General features: G+C 61.3%; 11 protein-coding genes. 8 read left to right on the forward strand and 3 right to left on the reverse strand.

What is annotated here, in order from left to right; genetic code table 11:
* Positions 1-2: 2 nt before the first annotated feature.
* Positions 3-524, forward strand: a complete 522-nt coding sequence (locus C7T36_RS00335) for a 2'-5' RNA ligase family protein (protein WP_033230829.1) — start codon at positions 3-5, stop codon at positions 522-524.
* Here C7T36_RS00335 and C7T36_RS00340 read toward each other — a convergent pair.
* Complete coding sequence (locus tag C7T36_RS00340; RefSeq protein WP_045070041.1) at positions 469-1398, reverse strand: DMT family transporter; 930 nt, start codon at positions 1396-1398, stop codon at positions 469-471. The genes C7T36_RS00335 and C7T36_RS00340 overlap by 56 nt on opposite strands.
* A gap of 213 nt (positions 1399-1611) precedes the next feature.
* Between C7T36_RS00340 and C7T36_RS00350 the strand changes: the two genes are divergently transcribed.
* Together C7T36_RS00350 and C7T36_RS00355 are read left to right on the forward strand one after the other, a co-directional pair.
* Entirely contained in the window at positions 1612-2613 is a 1002-nt protein-coding gene (locus tag C7T36_RS00350; RefSeq protein WP_045070043.1) for a helix-turn-helix domain-containing protein, read from the forward strand.
* A gap of 155 nt (positions 2614-2768) precedes the next feature.
* Positions 2769-6083: a protein kinase gene (locus C7T36_RS00355; RefSeq protein ID WP_084703001.1), complete on the forward strand. Its 3315-nt coding sequence runs from the start codon at positions 2769-2771 to the stop codon at positions 6081-6083.
* A 379-nt stretch (positions 6084-6462) separates the two neighbouring features.
* Here the strand turns inward: C7T36_RS00355 and C7T36_RS00365 are convergent, their stop codons facing one another.
* The gene (locus C7T36_RS00365) at positions 6463-6981 is read right to left on the reverse strand and encodes a C40 family peptidase (protein ID WP_045070047.1); all 519 of its coding nucleotides are present in this window, start codon (positions 6979-6981) and stop codon (positions 6463-6465) included.
* Positions 6982-7403: 422 nt separating this feature from the next.
* On the opposite strand from C7T36_RS00365, the gene trxA reads away from it, so the two are divergent.
* Entirely contained in the window at positions 7404-7775 is a 372-nt protein-coding gene (gene trxA / locus C7T36_RS00370; RefSeq protein WP_033230835.1) for a thioredoxin, read from the forward strand.
* 63 nt (positions 7776-7838) lie between these two features.
* On the opposite strand, the gene polA is transcribed toward trxA, so the two are convergent.
* Complete coding sequence (polA, locus tag C7T36_RS00375; RefSeq protein WP_033230836.1) at positions 7839-10586, reverse strand: DNA polymerase I; 2748 nt, start codon at positions 10584-10586, stop codon at positions 7839-7841.
* Positions 10587-10866: 280 nt separating this feature from the next.
* Here polA and C7T36_RS00380 point away from each other — a divergent pair, with 280 nt between their 5' ends.
* From C7T36_RS00380 to C7T36_RS00395, 4 genes are read left to right on the forward strand one after another with little or no spacing between them, the layout of a single operon-like run.
* A complete protein-coding gene (locus C7T36_RS00380; RefSeq protein WP_202025948.1) occupies positions 10867-12177 on the forward strand; it encodes a branched-chain amino acid ABC transporter permease in 1311 nt (436 codons plus the stop codon).
* A 6-nt stretch (positions 12178-12183) separates the two neighbouring features.
* A complete protein-coding gene (locus C7T36_RS00385; protein ID WP_033230837.1) occupies positions 12184-13173 on the forward strand; it encodes a branched-chain amino acid ABC transporter permease in 990 nt (329 codons plus the stop codon).
* Positions 13166-14194, forward strand: coding sequence for an ABC transporter ATP-binding protein (locus tag C7T36_RS00390; RefSeq protein WP_033230838.1), 1029 nt, complete (start codon positions 13166-13168; stop codon positions 14192-14194). The genes C7T36_RS00385 and C7T36_RS00390 overlap by 8 nt, the downstream gene beginning before the upstream one ends.
* Positions 14191-14997 (forward strand): ABC transporter ATP-binding protein, encoded by an 807-nt coding sequence (locus tag C7T36_RS00395; RefSeq protein WP_033230839.1) that lies wholly within the window; start codon positions 14191-14193, stop codon positions 14995-14997. The genes C7T36_RS00390 and C7T36_RS00395 overlap by 4 nt, the downstream gene beginning before the upstream one ends.
* Positions 14998-14999 lie beyond the last annotated feature (2 nt).

The following is a 14999-nucleotide window of genomic DNA, read 5'->3' on the forward strand; positions in this document are numbered from 1 at the left end:
TCATGGTCCAGTCGGTGGAGTTGTTACTCGGCGAGTCGAGTGAGTCGGCGATACGCGGTCAGTGGTCTGCGCTCGCTGACGCAGGTCTACCGAGTCAGGGAAAAATGGTGCGCGAGAGCAATCGACCGCACATCACGTTGTTTGTCGCGCGTGCGATTCCGCCTGAGGTCGACGAGGTCCTGACCAGACGGTTCTCGCTACCACCCTTCGAAATCAGATTGGGTGGTTACATCGTGTTCGGCGGCAGGCAGTTCGTATTGGCACGTTCTGTCATCCCGTCGAGAGCGCTCCTGCGACTTCACCGTGATGTCTTCGACGCCGCAGCCGGGTCCAGTGGCATTCCCGGGCACATCGAACCGGGTACGTGGACGCCACATGTGACGTTGGCTCGGCGGATCGAGCCGGATCAACTGGGCGGCGCGATCTCCCTACTGAGCAAGGACGTGATCGCCGGCGATTGCGGTCCGATCAGACGGTGGGACGGCGAACAGAAATTGGAGTGGTCACTGACACCGCCGGCGTGAGCGATCGAGTTGCCCGCCTGGTGACCAGGATTCCCGCGATCACGATCAACGCTCCGAGTGGTTGATTCCAGCCGATGCTCTCGCCGAGCACTATCGCGCCAAGCGCAACGCCGACGACTGGGCTGAGATAGGTGACAGTCGAGGCCGCTGTCGGACCCCACCCCTGCACGACGTTGGTGTTCCAGATAAATGCCAATCCTGTTCCGAATGCGCCGAGAGCGATCATCGACCCGATGATTGCCGGTGTCAGGTGCATCGGTGTGTTGGCGATGACCGGCGACGCGAGCACCATGAACAATGCCCCGATGCTGATCTGCAGCAACGCGATGGTGCGGGTATCAACACCGAGCGGAAGGACGAAGCGACGGAGGTAGACAAACGAGACGCCATACGACGCGGTAGCTCCAAGACAGGCGATCTGCGCGCTGACGCTTCCACCAACTCCGATGTTCCACGGGGACAGCACAATCAGAACACCGAAGAACCCGAGCATGAGGCCTGTGGCTTTGAATCTGGTCAAGCTCTCCCCGGGCAGGAATGCGAGGGACGCCGCCATCGTCATGAGCGGTGTCGTGGCGTTGTAGATGCTGGCGAGCCCCGACGACATGCTCTGCTCGGCCCAACTGAACAACAGCCACGGAGCTACACATTGCATCGCCGCCAGAAAGGACATGTGCTTCCAGATTCGACGATCCTGCGGCAATCCGATCCGATTGATCGCCGAAACGATCACCAACGCCAGTGCACCGAAAACCAAGCGCCACAGGACAACTTGAGTGAAGGACAATCCTTCGAGGCCGATCTTCATGAAGAGGAAGCTTGCGCCCCACACCATCGACGCGGCGACGTACTGGAAGAGCAGGCTCGCCCTCACAAGGTGAATTCGCCGTGGGGGCTCACGTCGCGGCGAGTGTCGGGAGTGCGCCCGGTCAGAGCCAGGACGTTGAGGGTGACGAGGACGATCAGACTGACGATGATGATTGCCATGTACAAAGCTTGACGCAGTAGTACATGCAGCAATAGTGGCAGAAATGCCATACTTGAACGATTTTCTGCCACGACGTCATTTTTCTGTCAGACTCGACACATGCTCGAAAAAGTGGTGGTCCCACTGATGCCGATGACGGAGGCTTTCGAACTCGGGGTGGCCTGCGAGGTGTTCGGATTCGATCGCTCGGACGAAAACTTGCCGACGTACGATTTCTCGTTGGTCGCGGCAGTTCCAGGACCGATCCGAACCCGGTTCGGATACGGCATCGACGTTCCGTACAACCTGGACGCTCTCGACGACGCGGATCTGATCATCGTGTCGGCCGGCGGGACCTACGCCGCAGACGACGACTACATGTGCGCCCCGCGCCCCGATTCGAGCGCCGATCCGCTCCTACTCAAACTCCAGGACGCGGTGAGCCGCGGCGCGAAGGTGGCAAGTCTGTGTACCGGCGCCTTCATATTGGGAGCGGCAGGCTTACTCGACGGAAAGCGGTGCACCACCCATTGGCGCCACGCCAAGCGATTGGCCGACGCCTATCCGGACGCCAAGGTCGATCCAGACGTGTTGTACGTCGACGAGGATCCTGTTTTCACGAGTGCCGGAACAGCTGCGGGCATCGACCTGTGTCTGCATATCGTCCGGAAAGAACAGGGCAGTCGCGTCGCGAACGGGATCGCCAGACGCATGGTTGTTCCGCCACACCGCGATGGCGGACAAGCTCAGTACGTCGCCAGTCCCCTTGCCACAGTTCCCGATACAACGCTGAGTCCGTTACTCGACTGGATGACGGCACACCTTGCCGAGAACCTCACGGTGACGCGGGTGGCTGCGCGCGCCAACATGTCGCCTCGAACCTTCGCCCGCCGTTTCCAATCTGAAACAGGTGCAACCCCGGCTCGCTGGCTCAGCGATCAACGCGTCCTCGCGGCGCAGCAATTACTCGAAAACAGTGATCTACCTGTCGACGTCATAGCCGAACGGGTGGGTTTCGGCGGTGGCGCGGTCCTTCGCCAGCACTTTCTCCGATTACGGTGCACGACACCACAGGCTTACCGGCGAACATTCCGGGCTGTCACACAGCCCGAATCCCCGTAGGCGTGATTTTCCCCACAATCCGCGAGCAGAGTTACCCTGTAGATACTCGCCGAGAAGTGACGTGTGCATGTTCGAGCGACCGCGCTGCGGTCCGCTCGAGGCTTTCTCGGTGACGTTTACACACCGAAAGCAATTGCACCGGATCGAAGTAACTGATGATCGAGAATCATCCACCGCCGACGCAGCTCGGCGAAGTAACACAGCACGACGGACCGACACGGGCTGACCTGGTCACCGCGGAACTGACGGTGGCCGGATTCGCGGATGCCCGCGAGATCGGCCGCGGCGGATTCGGTGTGGTATTCCGTTGTTCCCAGCCCGCTCTGGACCGCGTCGTGGCCGTCAAGGTGTTGACCGGCGAATTCGACAGCGAGAATCTCGCCCGATTCCTTCGTGAACAGCGTGCGATGGGCCGATTGACCGGGCACCCGAATATTCTCAATGTCCTGTCGGTGGGCGCGACCAGCAGCGGTCGGCCGTACATTGTGATGCCGTACCACCTTCAAGGTTCGATGGCAGCGTGGATCCACGCCCATGGCCGGTTCGAATGCGAGGCGGCATGTCGCCTGGGAATCAAGGTCGCGGGCGCGTTGGAAACTGCGCACCGCGCGGGGATCCTCCATCGGGACGTGAAGCCGGCCAACGTGCTTCTGAGCGACTACGGCGAACCTGAACTTGCCGATTTCGGCATTGCTCACGTGAACGGCTATCGCAACGACCGGCCGCGGGTACACGTGGTCGACGCCTTCGAAACCGCCAAGGGCATCGTCACCGGTTCGCCGGCGTTCACGGCTCCGGAGATCCTGCGCGGAGATCAGTCGGATGCCGCTGCTGACATTTACAGCCTCGGCGCGACCTTGCTCGCAGCCATTTCCGGCAGACAGGTTCCGGACGTCGCCACCGAACCCGACCTCCCCCACGACTTACGTGTAGTCCTCGAACACGCGATGGCCGTGTATCCCGGTGACAGACCCACATCTGCCGCAGAATTCGGCGAGGAACTCAGGCAAACTCAACGCCGTCGCGGATGGTCATTGGACGAGATGGCATTGAATCCCGAACTCGGTGACCCGAATTCGAACAGCTCGAAGCCTCGCACCACCTTTTCGCCACCACGTGGAACCGGCCCCGTGTCCGGAAACGCCTCGACGCGTGGCCGAGACGACATGGGGAACCTACCGCTCGATCTGACCAGTTTCGTCGGGCGTCGCCGCGAGTTGACCGAAACGAAGAAGGCGCTGGCCGCCAACAGGCTGGTGACACTGGCCGGGGTCGGCGGTGTCGGTAAAACCAGACTTGCGCTGCAAGTTGCGAGAAGTTGCCGGCAAGCATTTCCCGACGGAGTCTGGTTGGTCGAACTGGGCGAGATCCGAGACGAGCCCCTGGTGGCCGAAACAGTGACCGCCTCCCTCGGGCTACGGAACCTCTCCGCCCGACCGGTACAGCAGACGTTGGTCGAGCACCTGCGTCCACATCGAACGTTGTTGGTGCTCGACAATTGTGAGCAGATGCTCGATGCCATTGCTGCACTGGCACAAGCGTTATTGCAGACCTGCCCGGAGCTGCGAATCCTGGCCACGAGCCGCGAACCACTCGGCATCGGCGGGGAGAGCGTGCTCCGACTGTCACCACTGACCGTCCCGGATCACGATCAAACACCCTCCCTGCAGGGATTGTCGGGATACGACGCGGTGACGTTGTTCATCGAACGTGCATGCGCTGTGCTTCCGACCTTCGCGATCACCGAGGACAACAGGGCCTCGGTGACGCAGATCTGCCATCAACTCGACGGGCTTCCACTTCCCATCGAGTTGGCGGCGGCCCGATTGCGTTCGATGTCCACCACTCAGATTCTCGAGCATCTCACTGACAGGTACCGGCTTCTGACCGGAGGCAACCGCACGGCTCCGACGCGCCAGCAAACCCTGCAGTTGTGCATGGACTGGAGTTACGAATTATGCACCCCGCTCGAACAGAAGCTGTGGGCTCGGCTGTCCGTGTTCACCGGCGGCTTCGAGTTGGATGCTGTGGAGGGAATCTGCGCTGACGAGTTGACATCGGCCGATGTGCTGGACGTGCTTGTATCGCTGATCGACAAGTCGATCCTCATTCGAGAGGAGCCGACGTCCGTGGTTCGGTATCGATTCCTCGAGACCCTGCGAGAGTACGGCGCGGAGAAATTGAAAGAATGCGGCGAAGCCGGACAATTACAACGTCGACATCGAGAGTGGTTCGAGCAGTTGGCATTACGGGCAGCAGCCGAGTGGATCGGACCCAATCAACTGGACTGGATCGATCGGTTGGGGCGGGAACAGCCGAATCTGCACGAGGCCATGGAGCTGTGCATCTCGGAATCAGGCGTAGACCATACGGAGGCTGGGCTTCGGATGGCCGTGGCAATTTTTCCGTTCTGGTTCTCCCGAGGGCTGTTCAGCGAAGCTCGACACTGGTTCGACCGAATCCTTGCCTGCGACTCCGAGACACCGACGGTCGCCCGATTGGAAGCGCTCTACGCTGACTGTCGGCTTGCATCCATCCAAGGCGACACCGAGGCGGGCGCTGCTCTTGCCGAGGAAGCGCGCGCGAGCGCGGAGTCACTGGGAAGTCCGGACGCGGATGCGCTCGCGTCGTACGCCTGCGGTGTTCTTGCCCTCTTCAGCGGCAACCCGAAGCAGGCAGTCACGGACATCTCACATGCATTCGAAGTGTTCCGCCCCGAGGACAACCTGCTGAGACATGTCTGGGCACTGAACCATCTCGGCCTGGCCTACCACCAAATTGGCGACACCAGCCGGGCCATCGAGTGCTACGAGGAGTCGCTCTCGATCACCGAACCGCTGGGCGAGATCGTGTACCGGGGACGTTCGTGCTGGAATCTCGGGCTCGCATTGTGGTCCGACGGTAACCAAGCGCGAGCGGAATCGCAGCTGAAGAAGGGGCTGACACTGGCTCGGCTCGTGGACGATCCGTTCGGTTCGGCATGGTGCATGGAAGTGCTGGCGTGGATCGCGGCAGACGCGAAGCGCTACGGACATGCCGCTGCGCTGATGGGCGCAGTGCAGACGTTATTGGACGAGATCGATACTCCGGCGATCCGTGTTCTCGGCATGACTGCCAATCACGAGGAGTGCGCACGAGTGTCAAAACTCCAGCTCGGTGCTCGAAAATTCGACACCGAGTTCAAGAAGGGCGCGAAGCTGAAGATCTCGGAGGCCACGGCGTTGGCGCTCGACGAGAATCCACCGGTCACTGTTCCGTCGAACCAAATCGGACCGAGCCTGACCAAACGCGAGTCGGAAGTCGCCGACCTCGTTGCCCAAGGGCTGACGAACAAAGCGATCGCCGCGAAACTGGTGATTTCGATTCGCACCGCCCAGGGACACGTCGAACATATTCTGACCAAGCTCGGGTTCAGCTCACGTGCTCAGATCGCCGGATGGGTTGTCGAACAGGCACGAAACGTCACGTGAGGCTGAAGTGGGGAAACCGATCGCCCGGCTCCTTGCACCGAAACGCGACTCGCGACTGCTTGTCAGGCATCGCGTGCCGGACAGAATCGATCAGCGTGTACAACCACGGACCTTCATCCAACTCGACAATCGCGATGATCGGAATCCGCGCAGATGCTGACCCGCAATTCTCTCCTTGCACATATCGCCAGGAGACGATGGTGCCTGTGCCGCAGCACGGAACCGAGTGGAGAAACCGACAGCCACATTCAGGGCAGGACTGCGTCAGTGGTGCGGACAACCTTCCGCACCCATCGCAGTGCAGAATTGTCAGGCATCGAATATCTGTAGTTCGACTGTCCATCACTCTCTGCACCTCGCGACGTTGTGGGGCGTTGGATCAGTACCGGCGTGCGGCGTGGAAAGGCATCGAGTCGACCGGCGCGTACGTGACCGACTGTCCGGACGTCGGCGCGTGGACTACCGTGCCGTTGCCGGCGTAGATGCCAACGTGGTCGCCGCCGTAGTAGAGCACCAGGTCACCCGGCTGCAGGTCTCCTCGAGATACGGGGACACCACCGGCTTCCTGTGCGTAGGTCGTCCGGGGAATCGACACTCCGGCCTGCGCGTATGCCCACTGAACCAATCCGGAGCAGTCGAACGAACTAGGTCCGGTCGCGCCCCACACGTACGGTGCCCCGACCTTCGACTCCGCCGCGCCCACCGCCTGCGATCCGGCTGACGAGTAGAACGCAACCTGCTGAACGTGCGTCGACTGAGACGGAGCCGCCAGCGGTTGAGCACTCGCGCCGGCGGTAGTCGAAGCAAAAGCCCCTGCGGTGAGTGCACCGATAATGATGGCGCTTCGAAGAATGCGGGTCAGAGCGGCGTTGGTTCGAGAGGTTGTGCGTACAGCCATGAGCTTGTGGATTTCCCTTCAGGATGTCCCGCAGCCCGATCGGGTTGCGGCGATGCCCACAACTCTGTCGGCGGTTCGCGCTCCTGACTTCCGCTGAACTGCCCATGGCATACCTGTTTCGGTTTTCCGCCTGGAACCACGTAATTTATGTGCCGCGCGTCACCCGGAGCCGCAAACTTGGCGCAGATCTCCAGACCTACAAGCTCGTTCAACACCGGGCAAATATGCATTTATGCAGGTAGATGCACTAACAAGACTCTTCAGAAAGGTAGACGTAGGTACCTGACCGGGTACTTCGGCCCCGTCCACGCGGCCTCGTGCGCAGTCCGGTCGGCGCAGCAGGGAAGAATTGGCGATTCCTCGGCGTTGCACACACCAACAGCTGCTGCTTCACAGCGCACCGAACTATGGAAAGGACCCTCGTGGCCACCCAGACACTCACCCAGGCAAACTTCGACGAAACCATCAACGGCAGCGATGTCGTGCTCGTGGACTTCTGGGCTTCGTGGTGCGGCCCGTGCCGCCAGTTCGCTCCCACTTTCGAGGCTTCCGCGGACAAGCACTCCGACGTTGTCCATGCGAAGGTCGACACCGAGGCCGAGCAGGGCATCGCCGCAGCGGCGAACATCCGCTCCATCCCGACGATCATGGCTTTCCGCGAAGGTGTCCTCGTGTTCAACCAGGCCGGCGCTCTGCCCGCCCCCGCGCTCGAGGATCTGATCACTCAGGTCAAGGCGCTCGACATGGACGAGGTTCGCAAGCAGATCGCAGAGCAGTCAGCTTCCGCCGAGTAACTCTCACAACAAAAAGTGGCGCAGGGCAATCGAATTGCCCTGCGCCACTTTTCATTGCAGACCTCAGTGAGCGGCACTGTCCCAACTGCGGCCGGTGCCGACCGACACATCAAGCGGAACGGACAGCTCGATAGCGGTGGACATCTTGTCCTTGACCAACGCGGTGACCTGCTCGAGCTCGGCGGCCACGACCTCGAGTACCAACTCGTCGTGAACCTGCAACAGCATCCGCGACTCGAGTCCCGCATCGGCAAGTGCCTTCTGGACGTTGATCATCGCGACCTTGATGATGTCGGCTGCCGTGCCCTGAATGGGCGCATTGAGCGCGGCGCGCTCGGCAACTTCGCGGCGCTGACGGTTGTCGCTGTTGAGATCGGGCAGGTAGCGACGACGGCCGTAGAGCGTCGAGGTGTAGCCGTCCTTTCGAGCTTGCTCGACCACTGCGTGGAGGTAGTCACGTACTCCGCCGAATCGCGCGAAGTAGGCATCCATCTGCTGCTTTGCCTCTTCGGTCGAAATCTTGAGTTGTGACGCCAAACCGTATGCACTGAGTCCGTAGGCAAGTCCGTACGACATCGCCTTGACCCGACGACGCAATTCCGGGGTGACCTCCTCGATCGGCACACCGAATGCGCGCGAACCGACAAAGCTGTGCAGGTCCTCACCGGTGTTGAATGCCTCGATGAGTCCTTCGTCGCCCGACACGTGGGCCATGATCCGCATTTCGATCTGGCTGTAGTCGGCGGTCAGCAGAACGTCGAAGCCGTTGCCGACCACAAAACCGTCGCGGATCTCGCGTCCCGCTTGGTTGCGCACGGGAATGTTCTGCAGGTTGGGATCGGTGGAAGAAAGGCGTCCGGTTGCGGCGACGGTCTGGTTGAACGTGGTGTGGATCCGCCCGTCCTCGGCGACCGACTTGAGCAGCCCGTCCACGGTGACCTTCATGCGTGTTGCGTCGCGGTGCGCGAGAAGGTGCTCGAGGAACGGGTGCCCCGTCTTGTCGAACAGGCCCTGCAACGCCTCGGCGTCTGTGGTGTACCCGGTCTTGGTCTTCTTGGTCTTGGGCATGTCGAGATCCTCGAACAGCACAACTTGCAGCTGCTTCGGGGAGCCGAGATTGATCTGCTTGTCGATCACTGCATACGCCGAGTTGGCGGCGTCGGAGACTTCGGAGGCGAACCGGCTCTGGAGATCGTGCAGATGCGCGGTGTCGACCGCGATACCGGTTGCCTCGATCTGAGCGAGTTCGATTGTCAACGGCAACTCCATGTCCGAGAGCAGTGACGTCGACTCGATCGACTCGAGTTCATTGTCGAGCGCCTGTGCAAGGTCGAGCACGGCCTGGGCACTGAGCATTGCCGTTTCCGCCGCTTCGGCGTCGAGCTGATCAGTGTCATCGAGCAGCGAAAGCTGTTCCTGCCCCGACGATTCGGCACGCAGTTCACGCTTGAGGTAACGGAGCGAGAGGTCGTCGAGATTGAAGGAACGCTGACCCGGACGCACCAAATAGGCCGCGAGCGCGGTGTCGCTGGTCAATCCACCCAAGGTCCACCCGCGTCCACGCAAGGCGTGAATTGCCCACTTGGCCTCGTGCACAGCCTTGGGCGCAGACACATCGGCGAGCCAATCACCCAGCGCTGCTTCGTCTTCCGCAGTAGCCGAGGTGGTGGAGATGTAGGCACACTCGCCGTCGGATGCAGCGATGGCAAGCGCTGTGACGTCTCCAGCGAACGTGCTGCGCGTTCCGAGGACGGTGACGCCGTGGCGGGATCCGGTACGCGCGTGTGCGTCCAGCCACTCCGCCACCGCACCCGGCGCAAGTGCGTCGCCGCTGACCTCGAAACCCTCTTCTGCTTCGGGCTCGGAAGATGACAGGGTCGCAAACAGGCGATCTCGGAGAACCTTGAACTCGAGGTCGTCGAATAACGCATGAATCTTCTCGCGATCCCACGGAGCCAGAACCAACTGCTCCGGTGTGTACGGCAGCGGCACGTCGCGGATCATCTCGGTGAGCTGACGGTTCAGCAACACGTTGGCGAGGTTCTCCCGCAACGAATCGCCCACCTTGCCCCGGACCTTGTCGACGTTGTCGACCAAACCCTGAAGGTCTCCGTATTCGCGAATCCACTTGGTAGCGGTCTTCTCCCCTACTCCAGGAATGCCGGGAAGATTGTCACTCGGGTCGCCGCGCAGCGCCGCGAAATCGGGGTACTGAGCCGGTGACAGGTTGTACTTCTCCTCGACCGCGTCCGGCGTGAACCTGGTGAGCTCCGACACGCCCTTCTTCGGATACAGCACCGTCACGTTCTCCGTGACCAATTGAAGCGAGTCGCGGTCGCCCGTGACAACGAGTACGCGGTACCCGAGCGCTTCGGCTTGCGTCGTCAACGTGGCGATGACGTCATCGGCTTCGAAGCCGTCCTCGGCCATGACCGGAATCCCCATGGCGCCGAGGACGTCCTTGGTGATGTCGATTTGCCCCTTGAACTCGTCCGGAGCCTTGGCTCGTTGCGCCTTGTATTCCGGAAACAACTCGGCGCGGAACGTCTGACGGGAGACGTCGAAGGCAGCTGCCAAGTGGGTGGGCTGTTCGTCACGGAGCAGATTGATCAGCATCGACGTGAAGCCGTACACCGCATTGGTGGTTTGACCACTCTGTGTCTTGAAGTTTTCCGCGGGCAACGCGTAGAAGGCACGAAATGCCAGAGAATGCCCGTCGAGAAGCATCAAAAGTGGACGATCGTCTGCCTTGCCGGATGTACCGGTAGCGGCGGTGGACGTGCTGGACCGAGTCGTGGTTGCGGGGCTCACGGTTCATCAGTCTAGGGATTCGGACCGACACACATGCCGCCCACGGTCCTTTACGCAGGAACCAGCCCGAAATCAGGTCAATCGCCCCTGCGCGCGGCTTCGATACGGAACCGAAACATGCCGGAAATCGCAGAACCCCGTCTGAAGCGAACAGAGCCGTTAGAGTCCGGAAATCGCAGCAACGGGCTGACACCTCGCTGACTGCGCGGCAACCTTGTCCCGACCCGCTCGGAGGACGTACGTGGCCCCACCCGTAGTGAAACGGCATACCCTCGCCACATTGAGCCGAATCCTGGCCTTTGCCCTGCTCGTGATAGTTGCTGTACTCACATTCGCCGCAACCGCGTCGGCGCAGGAACCGACCGATACCCCCGAATCTCCGACCGTATCCACCGCACCGGCAGTGCCGGCCAATGCCGTTCCCGTCAGTGGCAATCTCAACAACGGTGGAACACGACTCGAAGGCGTGACCGTTCGCGCCCTCGACTCGTCCGGCACCGAAGTCGCCGCCGGCGAATCCGCCCAGAACGGCCGCTGGGAATTGGCGGTCGCGCCGGGTGTCTACACATTCGAAATTGTTGCCGACACCCTTCCGGACGGGGTGAGCGTGCAGGCCACCGTCGAACGCGAAGTGGTCGCCGGCCGCGCGAACACCGTGATCTTCTCGTTCGGCGAAGTGCGCACCGCCTCCAATGTGAGCTTCGGCGAAAAACTCATCAGAACTACCGTCGACGGTCTCCGCTTCGGACTCGTGATTGCCATCGCCGGTGTCGGATTGAGCCTGATCTACGGAACCACCGGGCTGACCAACTTCGCGCACGGTGAGATGGTGACGCTGGGCGCCGTCGCGGCGTGGGCATTCAACACCTCGGTCGGCATCCCCCTGATACCGGCGACGCTGCTCGCGATCATCGTCGGCATCGGCATCGGATTGCTCACCAACGGGATCGTCTGGAAACCCTTGCGCAAACGTAAGACCGGATTGATCGCGCAGTTGGTGGTCTCGATCGGTCTTGCCATCGCCTTGCGCTACCTGATTCTGATCTTCTTCTCCGATCGCGCCGAACCCTTCGACGACTACCAAGGTCAGGTCGAGAAGAACTGGGGACCGATCGCACTGACCGACGCCAATGCCGCTGTCATGGTGGTCAGCCTGATCGTGTTGGTCGGCGTGGCACTACTTCTGCAGAAGACGCGCATCGGCAAGGCGATGCGCGCCGTCTCCGACAACCGCGATCTCGCCGCGTCGTCCGGCATCAACGTCGAACGCGTGATCATGTTCGTCTGGGGACTGGGCGGCGGATTGGCTGCCCTCGGCGGCGTCTTGTTCGGCATCTCCGAACTCGGCGGCCGTGTCCAGTGGGAAATGGGCTTCAAACTCCTGCTCCTGATGTTCGCCGGTATCACTCTCGGCGGACTCGGCACCGCCTACGGCGCGCTTCTCGGGTGCGTCATAGTCGGTCTGCTGGTTCAGCTTTCGACGCTGATCATCAACCCCGACCTCAAATACATCGGCGGGCTTCTCGTCTTGATCGTGATCCTCGTGGTTCGCCCTCAGGGCATCCTCGGATCCAGACAACGGATCGGGTGAGTGGATATGGACATCATGGGAGCACTCCAGGTCTCCTTCGCCCAGTTCATCGGGCCGTCGGCGATCTTCTACGCATTGTTGGCCATCGGCCTCAACCTGCACTTCGGGTATGCCGGACTGCTGAACTTCGGCCAGATCGGCTTTGCCCTGCTCGGCGGTTACGGCGTCGGCATCATGACGGTGACGTACGACCAACCGCTATGGCTGGGAATCATCGTCGGACTGACCGCCGCCGGCCTTCTCGCGTTGGTCCTCGGCATACCGACTCTTCGCCTTCGCGCGGACTATCTCGCCATCGTCACCATTGCCGCTGCGGAAATCCTGCGACTGATCTTCCGGTCAACGGCATCGGACTCCGTCACCGGATCAACCAACGGACTCTTCAGCTTTGCCGAACCCTTCACCTCACTGAGCCCGTTCGACTCCGCAAAGCAGTACTCGTTCCTCGGCGTGAAGTTCTACGGCGACGACCTGTGGTCGATGGTCGTGGGATGGACCCTCGTGCTGATCCTCTGCGGGATCGTCTACCTGCTCAGCCACAGTCCATGGGGTCGTGTCCTCAAAGCAGTCCGCGAGGACGAGGACGCGGCACGGTCGCTGGGAAAGAACGTCTTCGTGTACAAGATGCAGGCGTTGGTCATCGGTGGCGTGATCGGCGGTATGGCCGGAGTCTTCAACGCTCTACAGACCAAATCCATCAACCCCGATTTCTACTCGACGGCTCAGACCTTCTTCGCGTTCGGAGCGTTGATTCTGGGCGGTGCCGCAACGGTATTCGGCCCGGTCGTGGGAGCGATGCTGTTCTGGTTCCTCCTCGCCATCCCCGACGCATTGCTCCGTCAGGCGATCTCGGGCGAGAACCCGCTCCTGTCTTTGACGGAACAGCAGGTCGGCGCGACGCGCTACGTACTACTGGGTTTGATGATCGCTCTCCTGATGGTGTTCCGGCCGCAGGGAATACTGGGTAACAAGCGGGAGGTGCAACTCAATGCTTGACGCCGAGACACGAGCACAGATCTTTGCCGACGTCCCCCACGTTCCGGGATCGGCCAAACCCGACCCGGTGTTGGTGGCCGACAAGGTGTCGCGGACGTTCGGTGGCCTCAAGGCCGTCGACGTCGACCATCTCGAAATCCAACGCGGATGTATCACCGGGCTGATCGGTCCTAACGGCGCCGGGAAAACCACGCTGTTCAACCTTCTCACCGGCTTCGATCGACCGGACACCGGAACATGGTCGATGGACGGTCAGTCCTTGGGACGCATGTATCCCCATCAGGTGGCGCGTAAAGGCGTGGTCCGCACGTTCCAGCTGACCAAGGCGCTGTCGAAACTGACGGTGCTCGACAATGTTCGGCTCGGAGCCACCGGGCAACGCGGCGAACGAATCTTCACGTCGCTGCTGCCCTGGACCTGGAAGGCACAGGAACGCGAGATCACCGAGCGCGCCCGCGAACTTCTCGGACGATTCAAGCTCGACACCAAAGCCGACGACCTTGCCGGTTCACTGTCGGGCGGGCAACGCAAACTCCTCGAAATGGCACGGGCACTGATGACGGAACCATCCGTCGTGATGCTCGACGAGCCCATGGCAGGCGTCAATCCCGCACTGACACAGAGCCTGCTCGGGCACATCAAATCGCTACGCGACGACGGTATGACGGTCGTCTTCGTCGAACACGACATGGACGTGATTCGTGACATCAGCGATTGGGTGGTCGTCATGGCTCAGGGCAGCGTCATCGCCGAGTCGACGCCGGACGAATTGTCGTCCAACACAGCAGTCGTCGACGCCTATCTGGGAAGTCATCACGATCAGGCCCTCGAATTCGACGACGAGGGCAACCCTGTGGGCGACACCGCCGTTCTCGCGGCCGCTCTGGCCGAGGCCGAAGTCGAGACGCTCGAAGCCGGCGGTGATCTGTCGGAGCCGGATCTGGGGAACCTACCGGTCGAGGTTGTCGAGGTGCTCGAATCCAGTCCGGAGGAATCGCGCGGAAGGCACGAGAAGCCATGAGCGAGAACGAAGCACGGTCACTCACCCCCGCTGAATTTGCCGCAACTCCCGAGGAACACGCACGCCTGTCGGCGGGTGCGCTGCTTCGCGCGGACAGCGTGGTGGCCGGTTACATTCCCGGCGTCAACATCCTGCGTGAATGCAACTTCTTCCTGAAGGAAGGCGAAATCGTCGGCATCATCGGGCCGAACGGCGCCGGCAAGTCGACGCTGCTCAAATCGCTGTTCGGGCTCATCCCCGTCCGCGAAGGCTCGGTAACTCTCCGGGAGGACAACATCACGTCCGCTCCCGCACACGTACTCGTCCAGAAGGGAGTCGGATACGTTCCCCAGACTCAGAACGTCTTCCAGTCCTTGACTATCGAAGAGAACCTCGAAATGGGAATCTATCTGCGTCCCAAGTCCTTCGCGGAGCGGTTCGCTTTTGTCAGTGACCTGTTCCCACTTCTGAGCGAACGCCGAAAGGTCAAGGCAGGCGCGCTCTCCGGCGGAGAACGTCAGATGGTCGCGATGGGCCGGGCCCTGATGATGGATCCGTCGGTGTTGCTCCTCGACGAACCGTCTGCCGGCTTGTCACCGATGTTCCAGGACGAAGTGTTCATCCGCTGCAAGAAGATCAATGCAGCCGGTGTTTCGGTGATCATGGTCGAGCAGAATGCGCGCCGGTGCCTGCAGATCTGCGATCGGGGGTACGTGCTGGATCAGGGCAAGAATGCGTACACCGATACGGGAGCCAACCTCATGAACGACCCCAAGGTGATCGAGTTGTACCTCGGAACGCTGGCCGGCAGCAAGGAGAAGTAACC

Source organism: Rhodococcus sp. AD45-ID (assembly GCF_003023755.1).
Taxonomy (GTDB): Bacteria; Actinomycetota; Actinomycetes; order Mycobacteriales; family Mycobacteriaceae; genus Rhodococcus_F; species Rhodococcus_F globerula.

Coding starts and splice junctions, on each gene's coding strand:
- C7T36_RS00355 (WP_084703001.1), top strand. CDS start 2,769: ATGATCGAGAATCATCCACCGCCGACGCAGCTCGGCGAAGTAACACAG.
- C7T36_RS00390 (WP_033230838.1), top strand. CDS start 13,166: ATGCTTGACGCCGAGACACGAGCACAGATCTTTGCCGACGTCCCCCAC.
- C7T36_RS00365 (WP_045070047.1), bottom strand. CDS start 6,981: ATGGCTGTACGCACAACCTCTCGAACCAACGCCGCTCTGACCCGCATT.
- C7T36_RS00350 (WP_045070043.1), top strand. CDS start 1,612: ATGCTCGAAAAAGTGGTGGTCCCACTGATGCCGATGACGGAGGCTTTC.
- C7T36_RS00395 (WP_033230839.1), top strand. CDS start 14,191: ATGAGCGAGAACGAAGCACGGTCACTCACCCCCGCTGAATTTGCCGCA.
- C7T36_RS00335 (WP_033230829.1), top strand. CDS start 3: ATGGTCCAGTCGGTGGAGTTGTTACTCGGCGAGTCGAGTGAGTCGGCG.
- C7T36_RS00385 (WP_033230837.1), top strand. CDS start 12,184: ATGGACATCATGGGAGCACTCCAGGTCTCCTTCGCCCAGTTCATCGGG.